This is a genomic window from Massilia paldalensis, from assembly GCF_044901715.1.
Classification (GTDB): Bacteria; Pseudomonadota; Gammaproteobacteria; order Burkholderiales; family Burkholderiaceae_D; genus Telluria; species Telluria paldalensis.
Window position 1 is genome coordinate 532749 of the sequence record NZ_JBJCIU010000003.1, and the last position, 24787, is coordinate 557535.

At 65.9% G+C, this 24787-nt stretch carries 27 protein-coding genes and 1 tRNA gene; 16 read left to right on the forward strand and 12 right to left on the reverse strand.

The window, feature by feature from the left end:
• Positions 1 to 6: 6 nt before the first annotated feature.
• From ACI1V7_RS17095 to ACI1V7_RS17130, 8 genes are all read left to right on the forward strand, one after another.
• On the forward strand, positions 7 to 1548 hold the full coding sequence (locus ACI1V7_RS17095; RefSeq protein WP_404533003.1) for a type II and III secretion system protein family protein: 1542 nt from the start codon (positions 7 to 9) through the stop codon (positions 1546 to 1548).
• Between the two features lie 9 nt (positions 1549 to 1557).
• Positions 1558 to 1842 carry a hypothetical protein gene (locus ACI1V7_RS17100; RefSeq protein WP_404533004.1) on the forward strand — a complete coding sequence of 95 codons (285 nt, stop codon included), beginning with the start codon at positions 1558 to 1560 and terminating at the stop codon, positions 1840 to 1842.
• 54 nt (positions 1843 to 1896) lie between these two features.
• Positions 1897 to 3069 (forward strand): CpaE/TadZ family protein, encoded by a 1173-nt coding sequence (locus tag ACI1V7_RS17105; RefSeq protein WP_404533006.1) that lies wholly within the window; start codon positions 1897 to 1899, stop codon positions 3067 to 3069.
• A 19-nt stretch (positions 3070 to 3088) separates the two neighbouring features.
• Complete coding sequence (locus ACI1V7_RS17110; protein ID WP_404533007.1) at positions 3089 to 4438, forward strand: TadA family conjugal transfer-associated ATPase; 1350 nt, start codon at positions 3089 to 3091, stop codon at positions 4436 to 4438.
• Positions 4439 to 4455: 17 nt separating this feature from the next.
• On the forward strand, positions 4456 to 5439 hold the full coding sequence (locus ACI1V7_RS17115; protein ID WP_404533008.1) for a type II secretion system F family protein: 984 nt from the start codon (positions 4456 to 4458) through the stop codon (positions 5437 to 5439).
• A gap of 37 nt (positions 5440 to 5476) precedes the next feature.
• Positions 5477 to 6418: a type II secretion system F family protein gene (locus tag ACI1V7_RS17120; protein ID WP_404533009.1), complete on the forward strand. Its 942-nt coding sequence runs from the start codon at positions 5477 to 5479 to the stop codon at positions 6416 to 6418.
• A gap of 16 nt (positions 6419 to 6434) precedes the next feature.
• A complete protein-coding gene (locus ACI1V7_RS17125) occupies positions 6435 to 7562 on the forward strand; it encodes a LytR C-terminal domain-containing protein (RefSeq protein ID WP_404533010.1) in 1128 nt (375 codons plus the stop codon).
• Between the two features lie 95 nt (positions 7563 to 7657).
• On the forward strand, positions 7658 to 7984 hold the full coding sequence (locus ACI1V7_RS17130) for a BON domain-containing protein (RefSeq protein ID WP_404533011.1): 327 nt from the start codon (positions 7658 to 7660) through the stop codon (positions 7982 to 7984).
• Positions 7985 to 8087: 103 nt separating this feature from the next.
• On the opposite strand, the gene ACI1V7_RS17135 is transcribed toward ACI1V7_RS17130, so the two are convergent.
• Positions 8088 to 8852 carry a GIN domain-containing protein gene (locus ACI1V7_RS17135; RefSeq protein ID WP_404533012.1) on the reverse strand — a complete coding sequence of 255 codons (765 nt, stop codon included), beginning with the start codon at positions 8850 to 8852 and terminating at the stop codon, positions 8088 to 8090.
• 234 nt (positions 8853 to 9086) lie between these two features.
• Between ACI1V7_RS17135 and ACI1V7_RS17140 the strand changes: the two genes are divergently transcribed.
• Entirely contained in the window at positions 9087 to 10322 is a 1236-nt protein-coding gene (locus ACI1V7_RS17140; RefSeq protein ID WP_404533425.1) for an RtcB family protein, read from the forward strand.
• A 103-nt stretch (positions 10323 to 10425) separates the two neighbouring features.
• On the forward strand, positions 10426 to 12174 hold the full coding sequence (locus ACI1V7_RS17145; RefSeq protein WP_404533013.1) for a hypothetical protein: 1749 nt from the start codon (positions 10426 to 10428) through the stop codon (positions 12172 to 12174).
• Positions 12175 to 12236: 62 nt separating this feature from the next.
• On the opposite strand, the gene ACI1V7_RS17150 is transcribed toward ACI1V7_RS17145, so the two are convergent.
• The 6 genes from ACI1V7_RS17150 to petA form a co-directional block, all read right to left on the reverse strand.
• Positions 12237 to 12312, reverse strand: a tRNA-Thr gene (locus ACI1V7_RS17150).
• 21 nt (positions 12313 to 12333) lie between these two features.
• On the reverse strand, positions 12334 to 12822 hold the full coding sequence (locus ACI1V7_RS17155) for a ClpXP protease specificity-enhancing factor (RefSeq protein WP_404533014.1): 489 nt from the start codon (positions 12820 to 12822) through the stop codon (positions 12334 to 12336).
• Between the two features lie 123 nt (positions 12823 to 12945).
• Positions 12946 to 13557 (reverse strand): glutathione S-transferase N-terminal domain-containing protein, encoded by a 612-nt coding sequence (locus tag ACI1V7_RS17160; RefSeq protein ID WP_052234221.1) that lies wholly within the window; start codon positions 13555 to 13557, stop codon positions 12946 to 12948.
• A gap of 103 nt (positions 13558 to 13660) precedes the next feature.
• Positions 13661 to 14422 (reverse strand): cytochrome c1, encoded by a 762-nt coding sequence (locus tag ACI1V7_RS17165; protein WP_404533015.1) that lies wholly within the window; start codon positions 14420 to 14422, stop codon positions 13661 to 13663.
• 26 nt (positions 14423 to 14448) lie between these two features.
• Complete coding sequence (locus tag ACI1V7_RS17170) at positions 14449 to 15864, reverse strand: cytochrome b (protein ID WP_404533016.1); 1416 nt, start codon at positions 15862 to 15864, stop codon at positions 14449 to 14451.
• A 1-nt stretch (position 15865) separates the two neighbouring features.
• On the reverse strand, positions 15866 to 16480 hold the full coding sequence (gene petA / locus ACI1V7_RS17175) for a ubiquinol-cytochrome c reductase iron-sulfur subunit (protein WP_404533017.1): 615 nt from the start codon (positions 16478 to 16480) through the stop codon (positions 15866 to 15868).
• 271 nt (positions 16481 to 16751) lie between these two features.
• On the opposite strand from petA, the gene mscL reads away from it, so the two are divergent.
• From mscL to ACI1V7_RS17195, 4 genes are read left to right on the forward strand one after another with little or no spacing between them, the layout of a single operon-like run.
• Entirely contained in the window at positions 16752 to 17189 is a 438-nt protein-coding gene (mscL, locus tag ACI1V7_RS17180) for a large conductance mechanosensitive channel protein MscL (protein ID WP_404533426.1), read from the forward strand.
• Between the two features lie 5 nt (positions 17190 to 17194).
• On the forward strand, positions 17195 to 18343 hold the full coding sequence (locus ACI1V7_RS17185) for a Do family serine endopeptidase (RefSeq protein WP_404533018.1): 1149 nt from the start codon (positions 17195 to 17197) through the stop codon (positions 18341 to 18343).
• A gap of 18 nt (positions 18344 to 18361) precedes the next feature.
• Entirely contained in the window at positions 18362 to 19051 is a 690-nt protein-coding gene (locus tag ACI1V7_RS17190; RefSeq protein ID WP_404533019.1) for a DUF2461 domain-containing protein, read from the forward strand.
• Between the two features lies 1 nt (position 19052).
• Complete coding sequence (locus ACI1V7_RS17195) at positions 19053 to 19412, forward strand: cupin domain-containing protein (RefSeq protein WP_404533020.1); 360 nt, start codon at positions 19053 to 19055, stop codon at positions 19410 to 19412.
• A 118-nt stretch (positions 19413 to 19530) separates the two neighbouring features.
• On the opposite strand, the gene ACI1V7_RS17200 is transcribed toward ACI1V7_RS17195, so the two are convergent.
• From ACI1V7_RS17200 to ACI1V7_RS17220, 5 genes are all read right to left on the reverse strand, one after another.
• A complete protein-coding gene (locus ACI1V7_RS17200) occupies positions 19531 to 20562 on the reverse strand; it encodes an NAD(P)H-dependent glycerol-3-phosphate dehydrogenase (protein ID WP_404533021.1) in 1032 nt (343 codons plus the stop codon).
• Positions 20563 to 20580: 18 nt separating this feature from the next.
• A complete protein-coding gene (locus ACI1V7_RS17205) occupies positions 20581 to 21042 on the reverse strand; it encodes an SH3 domain-containing protein (protein ID WP_404533022.1) in 462 nt (153 codons plus the stop codon).
• A 96-nt stretch (positions 21043 to 21138) separates the two neighbouring features.
• A complete protein-coding gene (gene secB / locus ACI1V7_RS17210) occupies positions 21139 to 21600 on the reverse strand; it encodes a protein-export chaperone SecB (protein ID WP_404533023.1) in 462 nt (153 codons plus the stop codon).
• A gap of 191 nt (positions 21601 to 21791) precedes the next feature.
• A complete protein-coding gene (grxC, locus tag ACI1V7_RS17215) occupies positions 21792 to 22061 on the reverse strand; it encodes a glutaredoxin 3 (protein ID WP_290412926.1) in 270 nt (89 codons plus the stop codon).
• Between the two features lie 15 nt (positions 22062 to 22076).
• A complete protein-coding gene (locus ACI1V7_RS17220; protein ID WP_404533024.1) occupies positions 22077 to 22481 on the reverse strand; it encodes a rhodanese-like domain-containing protein in 405 nt (134 codons plus the stop codon).
• A gap of 98 nt (positions 22482 to 22579) precedes the next feature.
• On the opposite strand from ACI1V7_RS17220, the gene gpmA reads away from it, so the two are divergent.
• The gene (gene gpmA / locus ACI1V7_RS17225; protein WP_404533025.1) at positions 22580 to 23326 is read left to right on the forward strand and encodes a 2,3-diphosphoglycerate-dependent phosphoglycerate mutase; all 747 of its coding nucleotides are present in this window, start codon (positions 22580 to 22582) and stop codon (positions 23324 to 23326) included.
• 67 nt (positions 23327 to 23393) lie between these two features.
• Complete coding sequence (locus ACI1V7_RS17230) at positions 23394 to 24770, forward strand: murein hydrolase activator EnvC family protein (protein ID WP_404533427.1); 1377 nt, start codon at positions 23394 to 23396, stop codon at positions 24768 to 24770.
• Positions 24771 to 24787: the final 17 nt, after the last annotated feature.

Sequence of the window (24787 nt, forward strand, 5' to 3'; positions counted from 1 at the left end):
GATGCCATGAACGGTAATCCGATGCTCCGTTGCCTGCTTGCCTCCAGCCTGGCGCTGGCGACAGCGGCCGCTGTTCCTGCCAGCGCTGCCGGCGCGGCGGCGGCGGCCGCCAAGCGCGCCCAGGATGCGGGCCAGGGCGCAGCGGGCCGCGTCGAGGGCGGTCCGCACTGCCAGGGCGAAGCGGCACGTCCCGCGCAACTGTCGCTCCAGGTCGGCAAGTCCAGCCTGATGCGCCTGCCCGAACCGGTGCAGCACCGCAGCGTCGGCAATCCGGCCGTGGTGCAGGCGCTGCTGGTGGCGCCGGACACGCTGTACATCGCCGGCATCGACGTCGGCACGACCAATATGATCGTGCAAGGCAGGAGCGGCCTGTGCAGCGTACTCGACATCACGGTGGCCATGGACCCGGCGGCCGTGCAGGCCACGCTGCTCGCCGCCATGCCGGAAGAACGGGACATCCGGGTGCTGGCCGCCGCCGACAGCCTGGTGCTGACCGGCACGGTGAGCGACGCGGCGGCGGTGGCACGCGCGGTCGAACTGGCGGGGGTCTACGTGCGCCAGCCGCTGCGCACACTGGCGGTGCCGGACAAGGAAGACCTGCCGTCGGGCCAGAACAACCAGGGCCAGAACGGCGCCGGCCAGGCCGCCGTCCGCGTGATCAACATGCTGAGCGTGAGCGCCCCGCAGCAGGTGCAGCTGGAAGTGAAGGTCGCCGAGGTCTCGAAGTCCCTCATCGAGCGCCTCGAAGCGAATGCCACCTGGAGCTTCGGCTCCGGCAGCTGGGCCGCGACGCTGCTGACGGACTTCGTGACCGGCAAGGCGGGCGGCGCGATCAAGCTGTCCAAGTCGAACGACCGCAGCATCACGGCGGCCGCTGACAAGCAGGATGGCCTGGTGCGCGTGCTGGCCGAGCCGAACGTGATGTCGATCAGTGGCCAGGAAGGCAGCTTCCTTGCCGGCGGCAAGTTCTATATCCCGGTAGCCCAGGACAACAACCGCGTATCGCTGGAAGAGAAGGAATTCGGCGTGGGCCTGCGCTTCACGCCGACCGTGCTGGCGGGCGGCCGCATCAACCTGCGCGTCGCGCCGGAAGTGTCGGAACTCTCGCGCGACGGCATCGGCCTGTCCGCCAACGGCATTTCCGGCACCGCGATCCTGCCGGTGGTGACGACGCGCCGCGCCAGTACCACGGTGCAGCTGTACGACGGCCAGAGCTTCGCGATCGGCGGTCTGATCAAGAGCAATATGGTCACCAACCTGAAAGGCTTGCCGGTGCTGGGCGAGATCCCCGTGCTGGGCGCCCTGTTCCGCAGCACCGACTACCAGCAGGACCGCACGGAACTGGTGTTCGTGATCACCGCCCACCTGGTCAAGCCCTTGCCGGGCGCGGGCTACGAGCTCCCGACCGACAAGGTCGGCGAGCCGTCGCGCGCCGCGGTGCTGCTGGGCGGACGCCTGGACGGCTTCGCGCCCGAGACCACGACGGCCAGGGCATCCAATCCTGCGGCCCGTTCGTCGCGCGAAGCCGGCGGCTTCGAACTGAAATAGGAGGCAGCGATGTCCACCGCACGCAACCGCTTGGTGTCCGCCGTTCTGGCGATCGCATCGGCTTCGCTGCTGCAGGGATGCAGCACGACGCCGCGCTTCGACAAGCATTTCGGCGATGCCGTGCGCGCCAACCTGGCGGCCCAGGTGATCGATCCGGACGCCGCCGCCAATACCAACCCCGCCGCCGGCATGGATGGCGCCGCGGCGCGCGCGAGCCACGAACGCTACCAGCGTTCGTTCAAGGAAAACCCCGGCACCGAACGACCGCTGATCGGCGGGAGCGGCACCAAATGACGACCCATCTGCCGGCCCCGCCGGCGCCAACCCCATGCCGCCTCGAGGAACCCGATGAGAGCCCTCCTGATCAGCCGCGACCCACAGCTCCATGCGGAGATCGCGTCGCAAGGCGCGGCGCGCGTTCCGCCGCTGCACATCGCCGCCGGGCGCGACGGCCTGCGCGACGCGCTCGACCGTCCGCTGCCTGAGCACCCGGGCCTCGTCATCGTCGATGCCGCCGATGCCGACGCCGCCGATGCCGACCTGCTCGAACGCCTGACCCGCCATTACGCGGCCGCGCATTTCATGCTGCTGACCGATAACCACCAGCCCGAACTACTGATCCGTGCCATGCGCGCCGGCGTGCGCGAAGTGCTGCAGCTGCCGCTCGTGCACCGTGCGCTGCACGAGGCGATCGATCGCATCGCTGCCAGCGCCGGCGTCACTGCGTCGCACGACGGCAAGGTACTGGCCTTCATTGCCTGCAAGGGCGGCAGCGGCGCGACCTTCATCGCCACCAACTTCGGCTACGCGCTGGCGACGCTGGCGGGCAAGAAGGTGCTGCTGATCGACCTGCACCGCCAGTTCGGCGACGCCACGCTGTACGTCTCCGACCAGAAACCGAGCATGACGCTGTCCGACGTGTGCCAGCAGATCGCGCGCATTGATGCTCCCTTCCTCGAGTCCTGCCTGGTGCACGTCGCGCCCGGCTTCGGCGTGCTGGCCGCGGCCGACGACCCCGCCCAGGCGGTCGAGACCAAGCCCGAACACATCGACGCGATCCTGCGTGTGGCGCGCCAGCACTACGACTATGTCCTGCTCGACGTCGGCCGCCAGATCGACGCCGTCTCGCTGCGCGCGCTCGACAGCACCGACGCGATCTACCCGGTGCTGCAGCTGGCGCTGCCCGACATCCGCCATGCCCGCCGCCTGCTCGACATCTTCCGCTCGCTCGGCTACGTGACCGACCACATCCGCCTGGTCGTCAATCGCTACGAGAAGGGCGGCAAGCTGCGCCTGCAGGATCTGCACGCCGCGCTCGGCGCGGAAGTGGTGCATACCGTCCCCAACGACTACATCGCCGTCACCGATTCGGTCAACCAGGGCATCCCCGTGCTGCAGCTGGCGCGTGGCAGCGCGGCGGCGCGCAGCCTGGCCGACCTGGTCGAGGTGCTGACGGCGCGCCGCGTCGCGGAAACGAAGAACGGCCTGTTCGATCGCCTGTTCGGCCGCGGCGAAGACTGATCACACGAAGGAGCCTGCCATGTCCCTGCGCGAGCGCTTGTCCGGGTCCGAGGAGGAACGCGTCCACCAGCCGGCACCGATGCCGGAAGTGGCGCAGCACGCCTACCAGGAACTGAAGAAGACCATGCACCAGATGATCCTCGACCGGATCGACCTGGAGCGCCTGAAACGCCTGACCAGCGAACAGTTCAAGCACGAGCTGGCGCTGCTGGTCCAGCGCATCATCGAAGAGGAACGCATCGTCCTGAATCAGCAGGAGCGCCACCACCTCGTGCTCGACATCCAGCACGAGATGCTCGGCTTCGGCCCGCTCGAGCCGCTGCTGAACGACCCGAGTGTTTCCGACATCCTGGTCAATACCTACAACCGTGTCTACGTCGAGCGGCGCGGCCGGCTCGAACTCACCGATGTCAGCTTCCACGACAACGCGCACCTGATGAAGATCATCGAGAAGATCGTCTCGCGCGTGGGCCGCCGCGTCGACGAATCGAGCCCCATGGTCGATGCGCGCCTGCCCGACGGCTCGCGCGTGAACGCGATCATTCCGCCGCTGGCGGTGGACGGCCCGCTGGTCTCGATCCGGCGCTTCGGCGCCACCCCGCTCACCGTGCAGAACCTGCTCGACTACAAGAGCGTCACGGCGCCCATGGTCAAGGTGCTGGAAAGCCTGGGGCTGGCCAAGGTAAACATCCTGATCTCGGGTGGCACCGGCAGCGGCAAGACCACGCTCCTGAACCTGATGTCGGGCTTCATTCCCGCCAACGAGCGCATCGTGACGATCGAGGACGCGGCCGAGCTGCAGCTGCGCCAGCCGCACGTGGTGCGCCTGGAGACGCGCCCGCCGAACATCGAGGGCAAGGGCGAGGTCACGCAGCGCGCGCTGGTGCGCAACGCACTGCGCATGCGGCCCGACCGCATCATCCTGGGCGAGGTGCGCGGGCCGGAAGCGCTGGACATGCTGCAAGCGATGAATACCGGCCACGAAGGCTCGCTCGCGACGATCCACGCCAACACGCCGCGCGATGCGCTGTCGCGCCTGGAAAACATGGTGGGCATGGCCGGCGTCACCCTGACTCCGCGCGCAATCCGCCAGCAGATCTGCTCGGCCATCACCGTCATCCTGCAGGCCTCGCGCCTGACCGACGGCACCCGCAAGCTGGTCAGCCTGCAGGAAGTGACGGGCATGGAAGGCGAGATCATCTCGATGCAGGAGATCTTCCGCTTCGAGCAGACCGGCGTCGATGGCGAAGGCCGGGTGCTGGGCCATTTCGGCGCGACCGGCGTGCGTCCGCGCTTTGCCGAGCGGCTGCGCATGTTCGGCGCGCCGGTGCCGGAAGACACGTTCGACCCCGACCGCATCTTCACCTGACCGCCTGCGGAGCCCCGATGGACATCCTCTTCTATGCCTTCGTCGTGTTCCTGTTCGCCGCCGTCATCCTCGGCATCGAAGGCGTCTACTTGTGGTGGATGAGCGAGCACGGCGCCGCAGCCCAGCGCATCGCGCGCCGACTGCAGCTGATGTCCGGCAGCCAGGGCCCCGGGCGTGCCGGCGAGCGCATCTCGATCCTGAAGCAGCGCCGCTACAGCAGCCGCGAACTGCTCGACCGCCTGCTGCACCAGGTCGCGCCGGCGCACCGGCTCGACCGCCTGCTGGTGCAGGCCGGCGTCAAATGGTCGGTCGGTCAGTTCCTCGCATGGTCGGGCATCGCGCTGCTGGGTGGCCTGCTGGTGACGGCGGGGTGGCCGGTGCCGCTGCCGGCACGCCTCGCCGCGGCGCTGCTGTTCGCCTTCATCCCGCTGGCGCTGGTGCGCCGCACGCGCCACAGGCGCCTGGCACGCGTCGAGGAACAGCTGCCCGATGCGGCCGACTTCATCGCGCGCGCGCTGCGCGCCGGCCACTCGTTCAGCAACGTGCTGCAGATCGTCGGCAACGAACTGTCCGAACCGCTCAGCGGCGAATTCCGCATCGTGCGCGAGGAGATCAACTACGGCGTGCCGATGGCCGAAGCGCTGCACAACCTGGCCGCGCGCATCCCGTTGACCGACCTGCGCTATCTCGTCATCGCGATTCTGATCCAGCGCGAGACCGGCGGCAACCTCGCCGAGATCCTGGGCAATATCAGCCACATCATCCGCGACCGCCTCAAGCTGGCGGCCCAGGTGCGCGTGCTGTCGGCGGAAGGACGCATGTCGGCCTGGATCCTGGGCCTGCTGCCGTTCGCGGTGGGGGCCATGATGCTGATCGTGAACGAAGACTACATCCGCGTCCTGTGGACCGATCCGGCAGGCATCCGGTTGTTGTGGACGGCGTTCTGGATGATCGTCGTCGGCGTGCTGTGGCTGCGCCGTGCCATCCGCATCCGTATCTGAGTGCATCGCCGCATCATCCATCGTCGAGGAGGAATCGATGACCGTCGCACAGCTGCTATTCCTGCTGATCGTGTTCGCGATCGTCGGCGGCCTTGTCTGGCTGGCGATGCTGCTGTTCGCGCCCGGGGCCCTGCGCTCGCGGCTGACGCGCTTCATGGGCGTGCCGCAGGAAGGCGCGCACGACGCCGGCTGGGCCGAACGCATCGCGCATGCGGTGCGACCGCTGTCGCGCCTGTCGGTGCCGGAAGAGGGATGGGAAAAATCGGCGCTGCGCCTGCGCTTCATGAACGCCGGCTGGCGCAATCCCGCCACGCCGGCCTTGTATTTCGCCGCCAAGAGCGGCTTCGCGCTCGCCTTTCCGGCCATCGTCGGCATCGCGCTGGCGCTGGCGCCGGAAACGCCGGGCGGCGTCAGGGTGCTGTTCCTGCTGCTGCTCGTCGCGGCGCTCGGCTACTACCTGCCGAACGCGGTGCTGGCGCGCACCATCCGTCGCCGCAAGCGCGAGATCTTCGAAACGATCCCGGATGCGCTCGACCTCCTCACCGTCTGCGTCGAAGCCGGCCTGAGCCTGGAGCGCGGCCTGGTCAAGGTGGCAGCCGAAATCCACATCAAGAGCGTCACGCTGGCGCAGGAGCTGCAACTGGTGCTGATGGAAATGCGCGCCGGCTTCAGCAAGGAAAAGGCGCTGCGCAACTTCGCCATGCGCGTCGGCGTGGACGACATCGATTCGCTGGTGGCGATGCTGATCCAGTCCGAGCGCTTCGGCACCAGCATCGGCTCGGCACTGCGCGTGTACTCGGACAACCTGCGCACCAAGCGCCGCATGATGGCCGAGGAAGCCGCCTCCAAGATCGGCCTGAACCTGCTGTTCCCGCTGATCTTCTGCATCTTTCCCACCTTGCTGATGGTCCTGCTCGGCCCGGCCGGCATCCAGATCGCGCGCACCCTGAAGACCGCCCTGGGCGGTGGCGCCAACTGATTTTTGCGGAGAAGCCATGCAATCCTCGATGAAACGTCCCCGGATCCTGTTGACGTCGCTGTCCCTGCTGTGCGCAGCTGCGCTGCTGCCGGCCTGCGGCAGTCCCCCCGGGCTTCCCGTGACGGCCGATGCCGCCGATGCCGCCAGCGCGCAACAGGCATCCGCCGACGCGTATTACCAGCGCGGCCGCAGCCTGTACCTGGCGCACCGCCGCGACGATGCCATCGCGGCCTACCAGGCGGCGCTGCAGCGCGATCCTGGCCATGTCGACGCGGGCAACGGCCTGGCGATCGCCTATGCCGAGCGGCGCGACTTCGAACGCGCGATCTCGATCTGGACCGGGCTGACCCGCGACGCCACGATGGCGTCCGGCCCCACCGCCGGCTTCCTGTTCAGTAACCTCGGCTATGCCTACCTGCTGAGCGGAGACCATGCGGCGGCCCAGGCGGCGCTGGAAAAAGCCTGCCTCCTCGATCCGCTCAACGCCCGCGCCTGGCAAAACCTGGGCGAGACGCTGCAACGGCTCGGCCAGGACGAGCGCTCCCGGCTGATGCTGCGCCAGGCCAGCGCGCTGCGCGAGCACGACCTGCGCGCCGACTATGCGATGGTGACGGGACAGCGTCCGGCCCCCATCGCGCAGGCCCTGGCGCAACCGCGGCACGACCCGCAGCAGCCCGACGGCGACTGGGCCTTCATCGACATCGAGCGCACCGGCAACGGCATGTATGCATTGCGTCGCGTGCCGGCCGCGCGCAAGGACGCGCCGATGCCAACACCGCAAGCGCCAGATGGGGAAGAGGAGGGCACGGCCCTGGTGGTGGCGCTTGAGATCAGCAACGGCAATGGCCGCCAGGGCCTGGCGCGGCTACTGTCGCGCCAGTTGCGCGACCCTGACGTGAAAGTGGTCCGCCTGAGCAACCAGATTGGCTTTGCCGTGCGCCAGACGCGCGTCGAATACCAGCCGGCCTTTCGCAGCGTGGCCGAGCGCCTGGCCCAGCGCTTCGATGCCGGCACGCCGGTGCGGATGGGAACGCCGGGGCGGCCCGACGTGCGTCTCGTGATCGGCCACGATTTGCTGCCGCAGCGCATCGTTGCACGGCCACGGCCGTCAGGCGATGCCCTCGCCAGTGCCGGCGCACCTTGAAATTGCACAGTGTCGTTTTCGCAACACTATCGAGCGCCAGACAAATTCAAGGACAGTCATAATACAAAAACATTAACACTTTCCGGAGAATCGCCATGCAAATGACCCGTCGTTTCCAGTCCGCAATCGCTCAATCCGTCATCGCGACGACCCTGCTGGTTTCCGTGGTCGCGTGCGCGCCGACCGCCACCCGCGAAGGCACCGGCGAATACGTCGATGACAGCGTCATCACCACCAAGGTCAAGGCCGCCTTCGCTGCCGATTCGACCGTGAAAGCCACCCAGGTGAACGTCGAGACCTTCAAGGGTACCGTGCAGCTGAGCGGCTTCGTCGATTCGCGCGAGAGCGCCCAGAAGGCCGTCGAGCTGGCACGTGGTGTGAAGGGCGTCAAGTCGGTCAAGAACGACCTGGTGATCCGCTAAGCGATCGCAGACCCTGCTCCATCCCCGCAGGCTGCCTCCGGCATCGCGCCGGACGCGGCCTGTGGGCGCTTATCGATGCCAGCTCATAATTGCCGGCGCCGGCTCACTGCTGCCAGCTCACCTTGCCGAAGCCGCTCGTCGTCGCACGGCGCGTGGCCGGATTTCCGTAGACCGTCGCCGATCCCATGCCGTTCAGGCTGACGTTGGCGGCATTCCTCGCGAACACGCTGGCCCCGCCCAGGCCGTTCATGTCGAGCTCGACGGTTTCCGCGCGCAGCTGCTGGGCATCGAGTCCGCCGATGCCGCCCATGTGGGCACGCAGCAGTTTCGTCTGGCCGGATACCGTGATGTGGCCGGCGCCGCCCAGCTCGAGCGCGATGCGGTCGGACTGGCCGGGATTCAGCGTCAGGCCGCCGACGCCGCCCAGGCGCGCATCGACTTCGCGGTACTGGCCCGTGAAGCGCACGGCGCCGGCGCCGTCCAGCGCCAGCTTGACCTTGTCGCCCTTGAAGCCGGACACCTCGCTCGAGCCCACGCCTTGCGACACGAATTCCTGCAGGTTCGGCACCGAGAGGTCCGCGCGCAATTCATCGATATTGCCCTGGATGCGCGTATTGTTCTCCAGGTCGATCGTGAGGGTATCGCCGTTCTGCACGGTCTTGATCTTGCCGATGTAGCGGCGGTCGCCCGACACCACCAGCGACGGCGGCCCCTGGCGCAGGTTCAGGCGCACGACGCCGCCCAGGCGCACCTTGGTGACCTTCGCATCGACGGTGCGGTTCTCGCGCACGACATCCTCCGCCGCAGCCGCATGGAAGACCAGCGCCAGGCTGGTCGCGAGCAGGGCATTGCCGAGCAATTTGTTCATGTCGTCTCTCCGGTGATTGGCTGATGGGATCACTATAGGTAGTTGCTCCCGGCCACGATGGCGGATTGCGATGGACTGCAGCATTGGCGGAATGAAGCGTCGATTCGCCCTGAAATCGGGGCGCGCTTGTCGAACGGGCACGGCCGTCGAATAATCCCGTGGCCGAGGATTGCAAACGGCGATGCGGACAGCACATACGCCCCTCCCGGAACGCGAATGAGACGCTCGACGACGATGCCGCAAGAACACTACGACGTACTGCAAGTGCAAGGTGCCCGCCCGGTCAAGATGTGGACGCGCGGCGTCCCCGTGGAGGAGGAAGCGCGGCGCCAATTGGCGAACACGGCGCGCATGCCCTTCATCTACAAGCACCTGGCGGCGATGCCCGACGTGCACCTCGGCAAAGGCTCGACCATCGGCAGCGTGATCCCGACGCTGGGCGCCGTGATCCCGGCCGCCGTTGGCGTCGACATCGGCTGCGGCATGATGGCCGCCAAGACCACCCTGGGTGCCAGCGACCTGCCGGACAACCTGGGCAAGCTGCGCAGCGCGATCGAGCAGGCTGTGCCGCACGGCATGTCGCCCAGGACGCGTGGCGGCAAGATGCGCGACAAGGGGTCGTGGGGCACGCTGCCGCACGCCGTCGACCAGGCCTGGCGCGCGCTGAAGGACGAGTTTGACGCGATCTGCCGGAAAACCCCCAAGCTGCGCCATGCCAACCATGTCAAGCACCTGGGCACGCTGGGCAGCGGCAACCACTTCATCGAGGTCTGCCTGGACGAGCAGGGCTTCGTCTGGTTCATGCTGCACTCGGGTTCGCGCGGCATCGGCAATGCGATCGGCAGCCACTTCATCGAGGTGGCCAAGCAGGACATGCGCACGCATATCGCCAACCTGCCGGACCAGGACCTGGCCTACCTCAAAGAGGGTACGCAGCACTACGACGACTACGTCGAGGCGGTCGGCTGGGCCCAGAAATTCGCGCGCATGAACCGCGAGGTGATGATGCAGAACCTGATCGCCGCCGTGCGCACCGTCATCAGGAAGCCGTTCGAGACCCACGTGGAAGCGGTGAATTGCCACCACAACTATGTGCAGAAGGAACACCACTTCGGCAAGGACGTGCTCGTTACGCGCAAGGGCGCCGTCTCCGCGCGGGCGGGCGAACTGGGCATCATCCCCGGCTCGATGGGTGCCCGCAGTTTCATCGTGCGCGGAAAGGGTAATCCGGAAAGTTTTCATAGCTGCAGCCACGGCGCCGGCCGCACGATGAGCCGCACCGAGGCCAAGCGCCGCTATTCCGTCGACGACCAGGTGCGTGCGACGGCGGGCGTCGAATGCCGCAAGGACGAGGGCGTGATCGACGAGATCCCGATGGCCTACAAGGACATCGATGCCGTCATGGCGGCGCAGAGCGACCTGGTCGAGGTCGTGCATACGCTCAAGCAGGTGGTGTGCGTGAAAGGGTGAATGCGGGTTGACCGCGGACGTCCGACACGCATTTTCTCTGAACTGCTGACGCGCAGGCGCGTCTAAGTGTTCCCCCTCCGATCGATCTTCGGAGGAGGGCACCATGAAACACCGTCGCATTATGGCCGCGCTGGCAGGCGCGGGCCTCGTCGCAGCATTGGCGCTGTGGCCGTCGTCGTCAGGGCAACCGTCCCGTGCATTCGATCCCAGCCTCACGCAAAGCGCCACGTGTACGCTGGCCCGTGGTGGCCAGGGCGGTCCACCGCTCCTGCTGACGCGCCTGGTGAGCCTGCGGATTCAGCCGCAGACCCAGCCGCAAGTCGAAACCCGCCCGTTCCAGCCCGGACAGCAAGCGCCGGCGCCAGCCGACACCACGCTGCCGCCCCTGTACAAGAACCTGGGCAAGCTCCACATGCCCATCACGACGACCAACGTCCGGGCCCAAGCCTACTTCAACCAGGGCCTGCGCCTGGCCTACGCCTTCAACCACGCGGAAGCCGCGCGCGCCTTCCGCGCCGCCCAGCGCCTCGACCCGCACTGCTCCATGTGCTACTGGGGAGAAGCGCTGGTGCTCGGTCCGAACATCAACGCCCCCATGTTCCCGGAAGCGGTGGCGCCTGCCCATGCCGCGGCCGCCAGGGCCCAGTCGCTGATCGGCCGCACCAAGCCGCAAGAGCAGGCCTTGATCCGCGCCGTCGTCCAGCGCTATGGGGAGGCCCTGGTGGAGGACCGGTCGGCCCTGGACAAGGCCTATGCCGACGCCATGCTGCAAGTCGCCCGCGCCTTTCCCGACGACGACAACATCCAGGTGCTGTATGCGGAGTCGCTGATGGACCTGTCGCCGTGGGATTACTGGCAGCCCGGCGGACGCGAGCCGAAGGGCCGCAACGGCGAGATGGTCGCGACGCTCGAACGCGTGCTGGCACGCAATCCCACCCACGCGGGCGCCGCCCACTACTACATCCACGCGGTGGAAGCCTCGGCGCAACCGGAGCGCGCCCTGCCGTCCGCGCGGATCCTGGCGAAGCAGATCCCGGGTGCGGGCCACATCGTCCACATGCCCTCGCACATCTACTACCGCCTCGGCATGTACCGGGAATCGCTGGCCACCAATCTCGATGCCGTCGCCACCGACGAGCGCTATTTTTCGCGCGCCCAGAGCGACCCCGTCTACAAGGGCGCCTATTACCCGCACAACATCCACTTCGTGATGGTGTCGGCGCTGATGGGCGGCGACGGCAAGACGGCGCTGGAGGCATCCGCCAAGCTCGACAAGGTACTGCCGCACGAACTGGTGGCGCTGCCCGACCCGGGGCCGGACCTCGTGCTGGTGCAGGCGATGTGGCACTACGCCCGCGCCGTCGGCTACGCGCGCAAGGGCATGGTGAACGACAGCCGGCGCGAGATCGACGCGCTCGCCGCCATCGAACGCAACGCCGACTTCAAGGCATTCGACGCCTGGAACGTGCCGGCACGCGACATCGTCGCCACCGCACGCCACGTCGCCAGCGGCCGCCTGGCCGATGCACGCAGGGACACCGCCGGCGCACTGGCTGCCTACCGCGAAGCGGTCGCGTCGCAGGACCGCCTGCCGTACATGGAACCCCCGTACTGGTACTACCCGACGCGCCAGACGCTGGGCGCGGCGCTGCTGCGTGCGGGACAGGTCGATGAGGCGGAACAGGTGTTCCAGGCGGCGCTGGCCAGGACGCCCAGCAATGGCTGTGCACTGCGCGGCTTGATGGAGGTGTACGGCAGCCGCGGGGACGCGGCGTCGCTGAAGGTGGTGCAGGAGCGGTTCGCGCGGACCTGGCTGGGCAAGGGAGGCATGCCGTCGCTCGCGGCGTTGTGATGGTATCGAAACGAAAAAGGCTTACATGCGTCGCATGTAAGCCTCCATCACTGCAGCATTCTTGGTGCCGGCTGCAGGACTCGAACCCGCCACCTGATGATTACAAATCAACTGCTCTACCTGATGAGCTAAGCCGGCAATGTGGCCAGGATTATACCCTTATTTGATCCGGGTCAACGTAGGACGCCCACCTTTTTTGGGTGGCTCGTTGTCGCCGTCCGGTTGCGACGGCGCTTCCGGTGCGTTCTTGCCCGGCACGGCGGACAGTCCAGGGGCCGAAGCGGGGACGGGTTCCGGGGCCGATGCGGGCGCGGGTGCCGGCTGTTCGGCCGCCGTCGTGCTCACGTCGAAGGCCATGCCCTGGCCGTTCTCGTTGGCGTAGATCGCCAGCACGTTGTGCACGGGGATGTACAGCTCGCGCGAGACGCCGTTGAAGCGCGCGCGGAAGGTGATCGCATCGTTGTCCATCTTCAGCCCGGACGTGGCGCCGTAGCTGATGTTGAGGATGATTTCGCCTTTCTTCACGTATTCCATCGGAACCGTGGTGGCGGCGTCGACCTTGACGGCCAGGTACGGCGTGAAGCCGCTGTCCGTGCACCATTCGTAGATGGCGCGGAGCAGGTAGGGCTTGGTGGAGATGTCTGCCATGTGTTGGGTCGAAATGAAACAAGATGTTACAGCCAGTGTACTTCGATTCGTCGTCGACGTCGAAAACCGGCTTGCAACAGTGTCCGGCGGCCGCTGTTGACAGCCGGCCGCCGGGAGCGCCGCTTAGCGGCGCATCACCTTTTCGGATGGGGTCAGCGCTTCGATGTAGGCAGGGCGCGAGAAGATGCGCTCGGCGTACTTCATCAGCGGAGCGGCCGTCTTCGACAGTTCGATGCCGTAATGGTCCAGGCGCCACAGCAGCGGGGCGATGGCCACGTCCAGCATCGAGAACTCGTCGCCCAGCATGTACTTGTTCTTCAGGAACAGCGGGGCAAGCGTGGTCAGGCGGTCGCGGATCTCGGCACGGGCCTTGTCGTGGCTCTTGTCGCCGACCTTGCTACGCTCGTTTTCCAGCGTGTTCACGTGGACGAACAGTTCTTTTTCGAAGTTGAACAGCATCAGGCGGGCACGGGCGCGCATCAGCGGGTCCGCCGGCATCAGCTGCGGGTGCGGGAAGCGCTCGTCGATGTACTCGTTGATGATGTTCGATTCGTACAGGATCAGTTCGCGTTCGACCAGGATCGGCACTTGGCCGTACGGGTTCATCGTCGAGATGTCTTCCGGCTTGTTGAACAGGTCGACGTCGCGTACCTCGAAGTCCATGCCCTTTTCGAACAGGACCAGGCGGCAGCGCTGGGAGAACGGGCACGTGGTGCCGGAGTAGAGAACCATCATGGTTTATAGTTCCTTCAAGAAACAAAGGGGTGAGGCCAGGCGGCCCACCCCGAAAATAGACGTTGCCGCCATTATAACCGCGCAACTGAGCCAGGCAATCAGCTCACCGTACGCCTTTCCAATAAGAAGCATTCAGACGCCAGGCAAGGAAGGCGAACAGGGCCAGGAACAGCAGCACGATCGCGCCCAGGCGCTTGCGCAGGTCGCGCGTCGGTTCGGCCATCCAGTCCATGTACGCCACCAGATCGGCGACCTGGGCATCGAACTCCTGCGGGCTCAGGGTGCCGGGCGTCACTTGCTCGAAGCCGGCGAAGCGGTGCACGGTCTTGCCGGCTTCGTGCGGGTCCGGTTCCTCGACCATCTTGACGGTGCGTACGCCCTGCAATTGCCACAGCACGTGCGGCATCGCCACGTTCGGCACCACCAAGTTGTTCCAGCCGGTCGGGCGGGTGTCGTCCTTGTAGAAGGTGCGCAGGTAGGTGTACAGGTAGTCGGCACCGCTGCCGCCGCTCGACGCCTTGGCGCGCGCGATCACGGTCAGGTCGGGCGGCACGGCGCCGAACCAGGCTTTCGCGTCTGCCGGACGCATCGCGATCGTCATCAGGTCGCCCACTTTCTCCCCCGAGAACAGCAGGTTGTTCTTGATCTGGTCCTGGGTCAGGCCCAGATCGCGGAGGCGATTGTAGCGCATCGACGATGCCGAATGACAGTTCAGGCAATGATTGATGAACAGCTTGGCGCCGTTCTGCAGCGAGGCGAGGTCGCTGCGCGCCGGCGCGCGGTCCAGCTGCACGGTGCCCTCGTTCGCGAACACGAATCCCGGCAGCAAGGCCAAGACCGCGAGCAATTTCTTCGAAAAGTTCATGGTGGTCCTTTGGCTCGGTTCCGACATCAATGCGGGGTGAAGGTCACGCGGGTGGGCAGCGGCTTGAAGCGGCCCCACGTGCTCCACCATGGCATCAGGAGGAAAAACCCAAAGTACAGCAGCGTGCAGGCCTGGGCGAGCAGCGTGTAGGCCGGCGTCGGCAGCTGGGTGCCGAGGTAGCCCAGCACCAGGAAGGCGACGAAGAACACGCCGTACACCGTCTTGTGCCAGCCCGGGCGGTAGCGGATCGAGCGCACCGGCGAGTGGTCCAGCCAGGGCAGCAGGGCCAGGATGATCACGGCCGAGCCGAACAGCACCACGCCCCAGAACTTCGCGTCGAGCACCTGCGGCAGCATGCCGATCTCCAGGATCACGGCCAGTACCGTGATGGCGATCTTGGTCGTGTGCGACAGGCGCGAACGCAGCCAGATGAACACGACGTAGGCGGCCAGGCCCGCCATCACCACCCACATGAAGTCGGACGTGGTCGCGCGCAGCACCGAATAGAAGGGCGTGAAGTACCAGGTCGGCGCGATATGCGGCGGCGTCTTCAGCGAATCGGCAGGCAGGAAGTTGTTGTATTCGAGGAAGTAGCCGCCCATCTCCGGCGCAAAGAACACGACGGCGCTGTAGATCAGCAGGAACATCGACACGCCGAACAAGTCCTTGGTCGTGTAGTACGGGTGCGAGGGAATCGTGTCGACGCCGTGGCCGTCCGGGCCCAGGTTGTCCTTGACCTCGATGCCGTCCGGGTTGTTCGAACCGACTTCGTGCAGCGCGATCAGGTGCGCCGCGACCAGGCCCAGCAGCACCAGCGGAATCGCGATCACGTGGAAGGCGAAGAAGCGGTTCAGCGTGGCGTCCGACACCACGTAGTCGCCGCGGATCCACAGCGACAGGTCGTTGCCGATGAAGGGGATGGCGCCGAACAGGTTGACGATCACCTGGGCGCCCCAGTACGACATCTGGCCCCAGGGCAGCAGGTAGCCGAAGAAGGCCTCGGCCATCAGGCACAGGAAGATCGCGAAGCCGAACAGCCAGATCAGCTCGCGCGGCTTGCGGTAGGAACCGTACAGCAGGCCCCGCGTCATGTGCAGGTAGACGACGATGAAGAAGGCCGAGGCGCCGGTCGAGTGCATGTAGCGCACCAGCCAGCCCCACGGGACTTCCTTCATGATGTATTCGACCGAGCCGAAGGCCAGGTTGGCGTCCGGCTTGTAGTGCATGGTCAGAAAGATGCCGGTGACGATCTGCAGCACCAGCACCAGCATCGCCAGCGAGCCGAACAGGTACCAGATATTGAAGTTCTTCGGTGCATGGTACTTGCCCCACTGGTCGTTCCACAGCTTGGACAGGGGGAAGCGGTCGTCGACCCAGGCCAGCGCCTTGGTCGTGGCCGGCGCGTCGGCCGGCACCTTGGTTTCCTTGAATGCCGTGCCCATGTTATGCCTCGCCTTTCTCGTCCTTGCCGATCACGATGCGGCTGTCGGACAGATACATGTAGGGGGGAACATCGAGGTTGGTCGGCGCCGGCTTGTTCTTGAACACGCGGCCGGCCAGGTCGAAGGTGGAACCGTGGCAGGGACAGAGGAAACCGCCGTGCCAGTCGTCCGGCAGGTTGGGCTGGGGGCCCTCGGCGAAGCGGGAGGAGGGCGAGCAGCCCAGGTGGGAGCAGATGCCGACCGTGACCAGCACTTCCTTGTGCTGTTCGCGCGCGCGGAACTCGTTCTTCGCGTACTCCGGCATGTCGAGCTGGAAGGTCTTGTCCGACTTGGGGTCGGCAACCAGGCTGTCGTTCTTGGGTAGGCTGGCCATCATCTCGGGTGTGCGGCGCAATATCCACACGGGTTTCCCGCGCCATTCGACGACCTTCAGTTCGCCCGGCTTGACGTCCGAGATGTCGACTTCGACCGGAGCACCGGCGGCCTTCGCTCGTTCGGAGGGCTGTAGCGTACTGACCAGCACTCCGGCCGTTGAAACACCGACAACGCCACCCGCCGCGCATGTAGCCACGAGCAAGCCTCGCCGGCCTGAATCGACCTGCTTCTCATTACTCATACCAACTCCATTCGGTCAAAAGCGAACTGCGAAATGTTGCAACGCAATATGTTGCAGCCTAGTAAAAACCTTATTGGCAACAGTCGATTATATGTGAACAGATTTGCAAACAAAAGAAAAAAACCAGCGGCTCACCCCACCGTTTTCAACGCTACATTTCTTTGGAAACGTTCGCCGCGCGGCAGCCATTCCCCGGCGCGAGGACGCCACACCTTTCCTGTATGATCATGTCGAACAAGACAATGTTTTGAGAATAACAAGGAGGGCCGCGATGGCGATGCTGGAAGAATTCAAGAAGTTTGCAATGAAAGGCAATGTGGTCGACCTGGCGGTCGGCGTCATCATCGGCGGCGCCTTCGGCAAGATCGTCGACTCGATGGTGCAGGACGTGATCATGCCGCCGATCGGCAAGCTGTTTGGCGGCTTGGATTTCGCCAGCTACTACCTGCCGCTGAACGGCCAGCCCTACGGCCTGCCGCTGGCCGAGGCGAAGAAGGCGGGCGCCGTACTCGCCTATGGTAATTTCTTCACCATCTTGCTGAACTTCCTGATCCTGGCCTTTGTCATCTTCCAGATGGTGCGCCTGATGAACCGCCTGCGCAGCACGCTGCATCGCCAGGAAGAGACCGACAAGGCCGCCGCACCACCGCCGCCGCCGCCGGAAGACATCCTGCTGCTGCGTGAAATCCGTGATTCGCTGAAAAAATAAGGTCCATGCGCCGCTACTGGCTGCTGTTCGCCCAGACCGTCACGATCGCCCTCGGCATCTACGTCGTGGCGGCGGCGCTGCGCCCTGCCTGGTTCGAACGCGCGCCGACGCAGGTGGGCATCGGCACGCCGCAGCATTCCGTGCCCGTGCTGCAGGCGCCGGGCGGGCCGGCGCCGGGCAGCTACCGCGAGGCGGCCAGCCGCGCGATGCCGGCCGTCGTCAACATCCTCACCAGCAAGGCCTTGCGCGAGGCGCATCCGCTGCTGAAGGATCCGTTCTTCCGCCGCTTTTTCGGCGACAAGCAGCCGCCGCAGGAGCAGATGGCCAGCCTGGGTTCGGGCGTGATCGTCAGCGGCGACGGCTACATCCTGACCAACTACCACGTGGTCGAGGGCGCCGACGAGATCGAGGTCGGCCTGGCCGATGGCCGCAAGGCCGCCGCCAGCATCGTTGGCACCGACCCGGAGACGGACCTGGCCGTGATCCGCATCCGCGAAAACAAATTGCCCGTCATCGCGCTGGGCGACCCGGCCCAGGCGCGCGTGGGCGACGTGGTGCTGGCGATCGGCAACCCGTTCGGCGTGGGCCAGACCGTCACGCTGGGCATCATTTCCGCGCTGGGCCGCAACAACCTGCACATCAACCACTTCGAGAACTTCATCCAGACGGATGCCGCGATCAACTTCGGCAACTCGGGCGGCGCGCTGGTCGACTCGCGCGGCAACCTGCTCGGGATTAATTCCGCGATCTATTCGCAGACGGGCGGCTCGGTCGGCATCGGCTTCGCGATTCCCGTCACGACGGCCAAGACGGTGCTCGATTCCATCATCAAGCACGGCCAGGTCGTGCGCGGCTGGATCGGCATCGAATCGCAGGACATCACGCCCGAACTGGCCGCCAGCTTCGGCCTGGGCCGCGAGAAGGGCGCCATCATCGCCGGCGTCGTGCGCGGCAGCCCGGCCGACCGCGCCGGCATGCGGCCCGGCGACATCCTGCTGTCCGTGCAGGGCAAGCAGGTCGCCGACACCAACGACATGATGAACCTGATCGCCGACCTGCCCCCGGGCGACAAGGCGCGAATGACCGTCATGCGCAAGAACCGCGAGACCACGCTCGACGTCACCGTCGGCCGCCGTCCGCGCCAGACACCCTGATCTTGACCATATCGACCCATGCACCTGCGCGACCTCACGCAATTCCTGTCCGAACTCAAGGAAAGCAATACCCGACCCTGGTTCATCATGAACAAACCGCGCTACGACATCCTGCGCGCGGAATTCCTGGAAGTCCTGACTGAACTCATCAGGGAAATCGGCAAGTTCGACCGCCAGGTCGTGGCTTGCGACCCGAAGAAGGCGATGTTCCGCTTCCAGCGCGACACCCGTTTTTCGCACGACAAGACGCCCTATAAAACGCATTTCTCGGCCGGTATCGCGCCGGGCAACAAGCGCCGTCCCAGCGAAGGGGGCGGCCCGACCTATTACTTCCACATCGAGGCCGACGGCACGCTGCTGTTCGGCGCCGGCGAATACCTGCCACCGCCGGCACGCTTGAAGGCGATCCGCGAACACGTCGTCAACGATGCGACAGGATTCTCGAAAATGTTGAAGAATAAACATCTGCGCGAGACCTACGGCGACCTGAATCCGGAAGACAAATTGCAGCGCCCGCCGAAGGGCTTCGACCCGGAGCACCCGCTGGTCGACTACCTGAAGCTCAAGAGTTATTTCGTCTGGATCGAGACGAAGCTCGACATCAATGCACCGGACAAGCTGGTGCCGCAGCTCGCGCAGGGATTCAAGGACGCCACCGCACTGGTGACCTGGCTGCGGGGTGTTCCGCAGACATTTGAGGAGAATTGAGATGGCTTTGCAGCACGCTGTATCGGGAGAGAGGATCGCGCTGCAGCGCGGGGAAGACGACATCGCGAACTTCACGTCGATCGCGCTGATCAAGACGGATCACATGGAGTTGATCCGCCTGGTGGTGCCGGTCGACAAGCCGATGCCGGAGCACCGCGTCGAGGGAGAGATCACGCTGCTGTGCCTGGAAGGCGAGATCGCGTTCGAGGCCCACGGCCGCACCACGATCCTGCAGCCGAACGAGATGGTGTACCTGGCTGGCGGCGAGCCGCACGCGATCGGGGCGAAGAAGGATGCGGTGGCGCTGCTGACCATCCTGCTGCACCCGGGCGACAACAGCGGCGGGCCGACGCACAAATAAGCGTCGCGGCAAGCACCAAAATAGCGTCGTCCCCGCGCAGGCGGGGACCCAATTTTTGCGGTCGTAGCCCGGAAATTGGATCCCCGCCTGCGCGGGGATGACGAGTTAGTGGCTGACCTTACGCCAATTCATTGCGCGGATCGCGCTCCATCAGTCGCGCCACCATTTCCGGCGCCGCATCCCCATCGAACAGCACGCCCGCCACCGCATTGGTGATCGGCATGTCGACCCCCATCTTCGCCGCCAGCTCGCGCACGGCTTTCGCGCACGGGACGCCTTCGGCCACGTGGCCCAGTTCCTTGACGATGGTCTCGAGAGGCTTGCCCTGCGCCAGCGCCAGGCCGACGCGGCGGTTGCGCGACAGGTCTCCCGTGCAGGTGAGGATCAGGTCGCCCATGCCCGTCAGGCCCATGAAGGTGCCGGGCTGGGCGCCCAGCGCCGTGCCGAGGCGGGTGATCTCGGCCAGGCCGCGCGTGATCAGCGCCGCGCGCGCATTCAGGCCCAGGCCCAGGCCGTCGGCGGTGCCGGTGGCGATGGCCAGGATGTTCTTCACCGCGCCGCCGACCTCGACGCCGACCAGGTCGTCGCAGGCGTACACGCGCATATTGTTGCCGTGCACCAGGGACACGACGCGCTCGCGCAGTTCCTCGCTGGCGGAGGCCACCGTCAGCGCGCAGGGCAGGCCGCGCGCCACTTCCTGGGCGAACGAGGGGCCGGACAGGGCGGCGCCCGGCACGGCCTCGCCCAGCACCTCGCGCACGACCTGGTGCGGCAGCAGGCCGGTGCCGTATTCGAAGCCCTTGCACAGCCACACGACGTTGGGGATGGCGCGGCCTTTCAGCTGTTCGAGCAGGGGACGCAGGCCGGCCACCGGGCTGGCCAGGATCAACAGGGGCGTGGTGCCGGCGGCGGCATTGCCCACGTGGGCCACGGCTTCGTCCAGGTCGCTCGTCACGCGCAGGGTGTCCGGGAAGGGAAAGCCGGGCAGGTATTCGGTATTGTCGCGCGCGGCCTGTGCGGCGGCCATCTGCTGCGGATTGCGGCCCCACAGCATCACGTCATGGCGTGCGGCGAGGGCGATGGCGACTGCGGTGCCCCAGGCGCCGGCGCCCAGGATGGTGATGGCTTGGGGGGATTTGACTTCTAGCATGGGTCTCCTGACTCAGATTCAGATGCCCCACACCTCGCTGGACTTGATGTAGCCGGTGATCCCGTCGCGGTGGCGTACGCGCACCCAGGGGCCAGCTTCCGGATCGACCAGTTCGAGCAGGACATTCTTGTCGGCCGTCATCACGACCGGTGCATTGTCTTCCGGCGCCGCGCGCATCTTGGCGTTTGCCGTGCGCACGATCACGTTGCGCTTGGCAGACAGGCCCTTGGCCTCGGTCCAGGCCATGTCGCCCGTCGCGTCGCGCACCTTGACCCAGTCTCCATAGCTGAGCACGATCTCGACGGGCATGCCGGAAGGGGCGATGTACAGCTTGCTGCCCTTGGGCGATGGCGCATCGTACAGGATCACGGGACGCGCGCCCACCGTCTTGAAATCGAAGGCATGGGCTGCGCAGGACGCGGCCATCATGACACCGGTGGCAACAAGATGAACGAAGCGGAAACGGCGGATGGAACGCATGGCGGAGGGCCTTGGGGAAACGTGTCGCGCCGAAAGGCAGGCATGAGAGGCGTCCGGCCCCGCCTCGGGAGGCGGCGCGGGACGCTTGACGGCGAATTACTGGACTGCGGTACCGCCGGCTTGCTCGGCCAGGGCTTGGCGACGCTGCTGGTAGAACACTTCGAAGTTGATCTCGGCCAGGTGCACCGGCGGGAAGCCTGCACGGGTGATCACGTCGGCGATGTTCGAACGCAGGTACGGGTAGATGATGTTCGGGCAGCCGATGCCCAGCAGCGGATCCATCTGCTCGGCCGGGATGTTGCGGGCTTCGAAGATGCCAGCCTGCTTGCCTTCGACCAGGAAAGCGACTTTGTCCTTGACCTTGGCGGTCACGGTGATGGTGACGGTCGATTCGTAGATGCCATCGGCGATGCTGTCGGCGCCGACGTCCAGCGAGACCTCGATGGTCGGGGCTTCCTGTTCCAGGAAGATCGCCGGGGAATTCGGTTGTTCCAGCGACAGGTCTTTCAGGTAGACACGCTGGATTTGGAATACGGGTTGCAGGGTTTCGTCAGCCATGGAACGCTTTCGTTTTATGTAATAAGAAGAACGACGATCCTGTCGTTCAAGATGCCTCGTTGTCAAGGCATCGGCAATTGTATCAAAACCAATGTGGATTCAATAGCGTTGCCGCATGCCCGCGCGCCGCTCGCCGGTCTCCACGGCAAGCGCGCACGAAAGCCGGCATCCGGCTCTCGTCGAGGAAGGAATCAGGCTGCTTCGCCCTTCAGCAGCGGGTCCAGGCGGCCGGCCTGGTCGAGCGCGTACAGGTCGTCGAAGCCGCCCACGTGGGTCTCGCCCACGTAGATCTGCGGCACGGTGCGGCGGCCGGTGCGCTGCATCATGATGGCGCGCTGTTCCGGGTCGAGGTCGATGCGGATGCGCTCGATGTCGGTCACGCCCTTGGCTTCCAGCAGGCGCTCGGCCCGCACGCAGTAGGGGCAGCTGGCGGTGTGATAGAGAACGACGTGGGCTGTCATAACATATCCTTTCAATTATTTGATCAGGGGCAAGCCGGCAGCCGTCCAGGCCGCGATGCCGCCTTCCAGCGTATAGATATCGTCGAACCCTGCCGCTTTCAACTGGTTCGCGGCCCTGGCGGCGCGATTGCCGGCCTGGTCGACGACGATCACCGTCTTGGTTTTCGACTTGTCCAGCTCACCGATGCGATTGGCCAAGTCTGCCAGCGGAATGTGTTTCGCGTCGCGCAGATGCCCGGCGGCATACTCGTCGGTGCTGCGCACGTCGACCACGACGGTGCCCTTGCCGCGGTTGATCATCTGGGTGGCCAGCGTCGGCGATGCCTGGCGGCCGCGCGGTGCCAGCGACATCCAGAGCAGGGCGCCGCCCGAAATGACGGCAACGGCAACGGTAAGAAGATGGTCGAGGATGAAATTCACAAAGGTTCCGTTGGTTGAACTGAATCCCGGCATTATAAAATAGAAGTCGGATCGGTATTTCCCGAACACTTTTTTCGATATAAAGAACTGAGACGCTTATGTACAAAATCGTATTCATGCGCCATGGCGAGTCGACCTGGAACCTGGAAAACCGCTTCACCGGCTGGACCGACGTCGACCTGACCGAAAAAGGCATCGGGGAAGCCAAACTGGCCGGCCAGCTGCTGCGCGACGCCGGCTTCACCTTCGACCTGGCCTATACCTCGGTCCTGAAGCGCGCGATCCGCACGCTGTGGCTGGCCATGGACGAGATGGACATGATGTGGCTGCCCGTCAAGAACGACTGGCGCCTGAACGAGCGTCACTACGGCGCCCTGCAGGGCCTGGACAAGGCCGAGACCGCCGCCAAGTTCGGCGACGAGCAGGTGCTGATCTGGCGCCGCAGCTACGACACCCCGCCGCCGGCGCTGGAAGAGGGCGACGAGCGCACCTCCTTCGCCGATCCGCGCTATGCGGGCCTGGCCAAGGAACAGATCCCCCTGACCGAATGCCTGAAAGACACCGTCGCCCGCGTGATGCCGGCCTGGGACGAGGAAATCGCCCCGGCCATCCGCGCCGGCAAGAAGATCCTGATCTCGGCCCACGGCAACAGCCTGCGCGCGCTGATCAAGATGCTGGACAACATCAGCGACGCCGACATCGTGGGCCTGAACATCCCCAACGGCACCCCGCTGGTCTACGAGCTGGACGAAGACCTGAAGCCGATCCGCCACTACTACCTGGGCGACCAGGAAGCGATCGCCGCCAAGATGGCCGCCGTGGCCAACCAAGGGAAGGCGAAGTAAAGTCTTGCGTTCCTCCGTCCTGACCGCCGCCGGCAGCAAGCTGCTGTGCGGCTTGCTGTTTTGCGCGCTGGCCCTGGGGTCGGCCCAGGCCGCGCCGCGCCAGACCAACCGCAGCAAGGAAAAGGCCGCCGCCGAGGCGTCGCGCGCAGCCATCCAGCAAAAGCTCGGCGCGCTCAAGAAGGACATCTCGCGCACCGAGAGCGAAAAGGAAGACGCGGCCGACGAGCTGTCCGCGTCCGAAGAGGCGATCTCGGACGCCAACCGCTCGCTGCGCGAACTCGCCGACGAGCAATCCTCGACCAATGCCAAGCTGCGCGACCTCGGCAACGAGCAGGAGCGCCTGGCGGGCACCATCGCGACCCAAAAGCAGCAATTGTCCAAGATGTTGCGCGAGCACTATGTCGCGGGCAACGAAGACCGCATCAAGCTGCTGCTGTCGGGCGATAACCCGAACCGCATCAACCGCGACCTGCAGATGATGGCCTACGTGTCGCAGGCGCAGGCAAGACTGCTGAATTCCCTGCGCGAGAACCTGGCCGCCGTCGAGGCGAACCAGGCCGAAACGCAGAACGCCAAGGACGAGCTCGAAGAAATCGCCCAGGAACAGCGCGACCAGAAGGCGCTGCTGGAAAAGGAAAAGGCCAAGCGCGCCACGCTGCTGGCCAATCTGTCGAGCAAATTGACGGACCAGCGCAAGCAGGCCAGCCGCCTGGAACAGGACGAGCAGCGCATGTCGGGCCTGGTGGACCGGCTCGCGCGCCTGATCCGGGAACAGGAAATCGCCGCCGCGGCCGAGCGCAAGCGCCAGCAGGAGCTGGCCGCCGCCCGCGCCAAGGCCGCCGCCGAGGCAAAGGCACGGGCGCTGGCCCGGGCCAAGGCGTTGCAGGAAGAGCGCGCGCGCCTGGCACGCGAGGCGGCCAAGACGGGCAAGCCGATGAAACCGCTGCCCGCGCCGGCGCCCGTGGAAGACGAGCCGAAGGTCGCGGACGAACCGAAGGAAACCCCGCAGCGCGCGGCCGACACGGCGCTCGCCACCGACTTGCCGAGCGGCGCCTTCGCCAGCCTCAAGGGCCGCCTGCCGGCGCCGATCTCGGGCCGCGTGGCGGCCCGCTTCGGCGCCAAGCGCGGCGACGGCCCGGCCTGGCGCGGCATGTTCATCAAGGCGCCGGAAGGCACCGACGTGCGCGCCATCGCGGCGGGGCGTGTCGTGTTCTCGAGCTGGATGCGCGGCTACGGCAACCTGATCATCGTCAACCATGGCGGCGAGTACCTGTCGATCTACGGGAACAACCAGAGCCTGATCAAAAGGGTGGGAGATTCCGTCAAGCCGGGCGATGTCATCGCCAATGCCGGCAACACCGGCGGCAACGAGGAATCGGGGCTATACTTCGAGCTCAGGCATCTCGGCAAGGCGTTCGACCCCACGGGCTGGGTAAACTTCTGAGAGCGGATCTTCCAAGT

Coding starts and splice junctions, on each gene's coding strand:
- ACI1V7_RS17185 (WP_404533018.1), top strand. CDS start 17,195: ATGCGCCGCTACTGGCTGCTGTTCGCCCAGACCGTCACGATCGCCCTC.
- ACI1V7_RS17140 (WP_404533425.1), top strand. CDS start 9,087: ATGCCGCAAGAACACTACGACGTACTGCAAGTGCAAGGTGCCCGCCCG.
- gpmA (WP_404533025.1), top strand. CDS start 22,580: ATGTACAAAATCGTATTCATGCGCCATGGCGAGTCGACCTGGAACCTG.
- ACI1V7_RS17160 (WP_052234221.1), bottom strand. CDS start 13,557: ATGATGGTTCTCTACTCCGGCACCACGTGCCCGTTCTCCCAGCGCTGC.
- ACI1V7_RS17205 (WP_404533022.1), bottom strand. CDS start 21,042: ATGCGTTCCATCCGCCGTTTCCGCTTCGTTCATCTTGTTGCCACCGGT.
- ACI1V7_RS17165 (WP_404533015.1), bottom strand. CDS start 14,422: ATGAACTTTTCGAAGAAATTGCTCGCGGTCTTGGCCTTGCTGCCGGGA.
- ACI1V7_RS17170 (WP_404533016.1), bottom strand. CDS start 15,864: ATGGGCACGGCATTCAAGGAAACCAAGGTGCCGGCCGACGCGCCGGCC.
- ACI1V7_RS17115 (WP_404533008.1), top strand. CDS start 4,456: ATGGACATCCTCTTCTATGCCTTCGTCGTGTTCCTGTTCGCCGCCGTC.
- ACI1V7_RS17155 (WP_404533014.1), bottom strand. CDS start 12,822: ATGGCAGACATCTCCACCAAGCCCTACCTGCTCCGCGCCATCTACGAA.
- ACI1V7_RS17135 (WP_404533012.1), bottom strand. CDS start 8,852: ATGAACAAATTGCTCGGCAATGCCCTGCTCGCGACCAGCCTGGCGCTG.
- ACI1V7_RS17100 (WP_404533004.1), top strand. CDS start 1,558: ATGTCCACCGCACGCAACCGCTTGGTGTCCGCCGTTCTGGCGATCGCA.
- ACI1V7_RS17130 (WP_404533011.1), top strand. CDS start 7,658: ATGCAAATGACCCGTCGTTTCCAGTCCGCAATCGCTCAATCCGTCATC.
- grxC (WP_290412926.1), bottom strand. CDS start 22,061: ATGACAGCCCACGTCGTTCTCTATCACACCGCCAGCTGCCCCTACTGC.
- ACI1V7_RS17190 (WP_404533019.1), top strand. CDS start 18,362: ATGCACCTGCGCGACCTCACGCAATTCCTGTCCGAACTCAAGGAAAGC.
- ACI1V7_RS17125 (WP_404533010.1), top strand. CDS start 6,435: ATGCAATCCTCGATGAAACGTCCCCGGATCCTGTTGACGTCGCTGTCC.
- ACI1V7_RS17095 (WP_404533003.1), top strand. CDS start 7: ATGAACGGTAATCCGATGCTCCGTTGCCTGCTTGCCTCCAGCCTGGCG.
- ACI1V7_RS17105 (WP_404533006.1), top strand. CDS start 1,897: ATGAGAGCCCTCCTGATCAGCCGCGACCCACAGCTCCATGCGGAGATC.
- secB (WP_404533023.1), bottom strand. CDS start 21,600: ATGGCTGACGAAACCCTGCAACCCGTATTCCAAATCCAGCGTGTCTAC.
- ACI1V7_RS17145 (WP_404533013.1), top strand. CDS start 10,426: ATGAAACACCGTCGCATTATGGCCGCGCTGGCAGGCGCGGGCCTCGTC.
- mscL (WP_404533426.1), top strand. CDS start 16,752: ATGGCGATGCTGGAAGAATTCAAGAAGTTTGCAATGAAAGGCAATGTG.
- ACI1V7_RS17120 (WP_404533009.1), top strand. CDS start 5,477: ATGACCGTCGCACAGCTGCTATTCCTGCTGATCGTGTTCGCGATCGTC.
- ACI1V7_RS17200 (WP_404533021.1), bottom strand. CDS start 20,562: ATGCTAGAAGTCAAATCCCCCCAAGCCATCACCATCCTGGGCGCCGGC.
- ACI1V7_RS17110 (WP_404533007.1), top strand. CDS start 3,089: ATGTCCCTGCGCGAGCGCTTGTCCGGGTCCGAGGAGGAACGCGTCCAC.
- ACI1V7_RS17195 (WP_404533020.1), top strand. CDS start 19,053: ATGGCTTTGCAGCACGCTGTATCGGGAGAGAGGATCGCGCTGCAGCGC.
- petA (WP_404533017.1), bottom strand. CDS start 16,480: ATGAGTAATGAGAAGCAGGTCGATTCAGGCCGGCGAGGCTTGCTCGTG.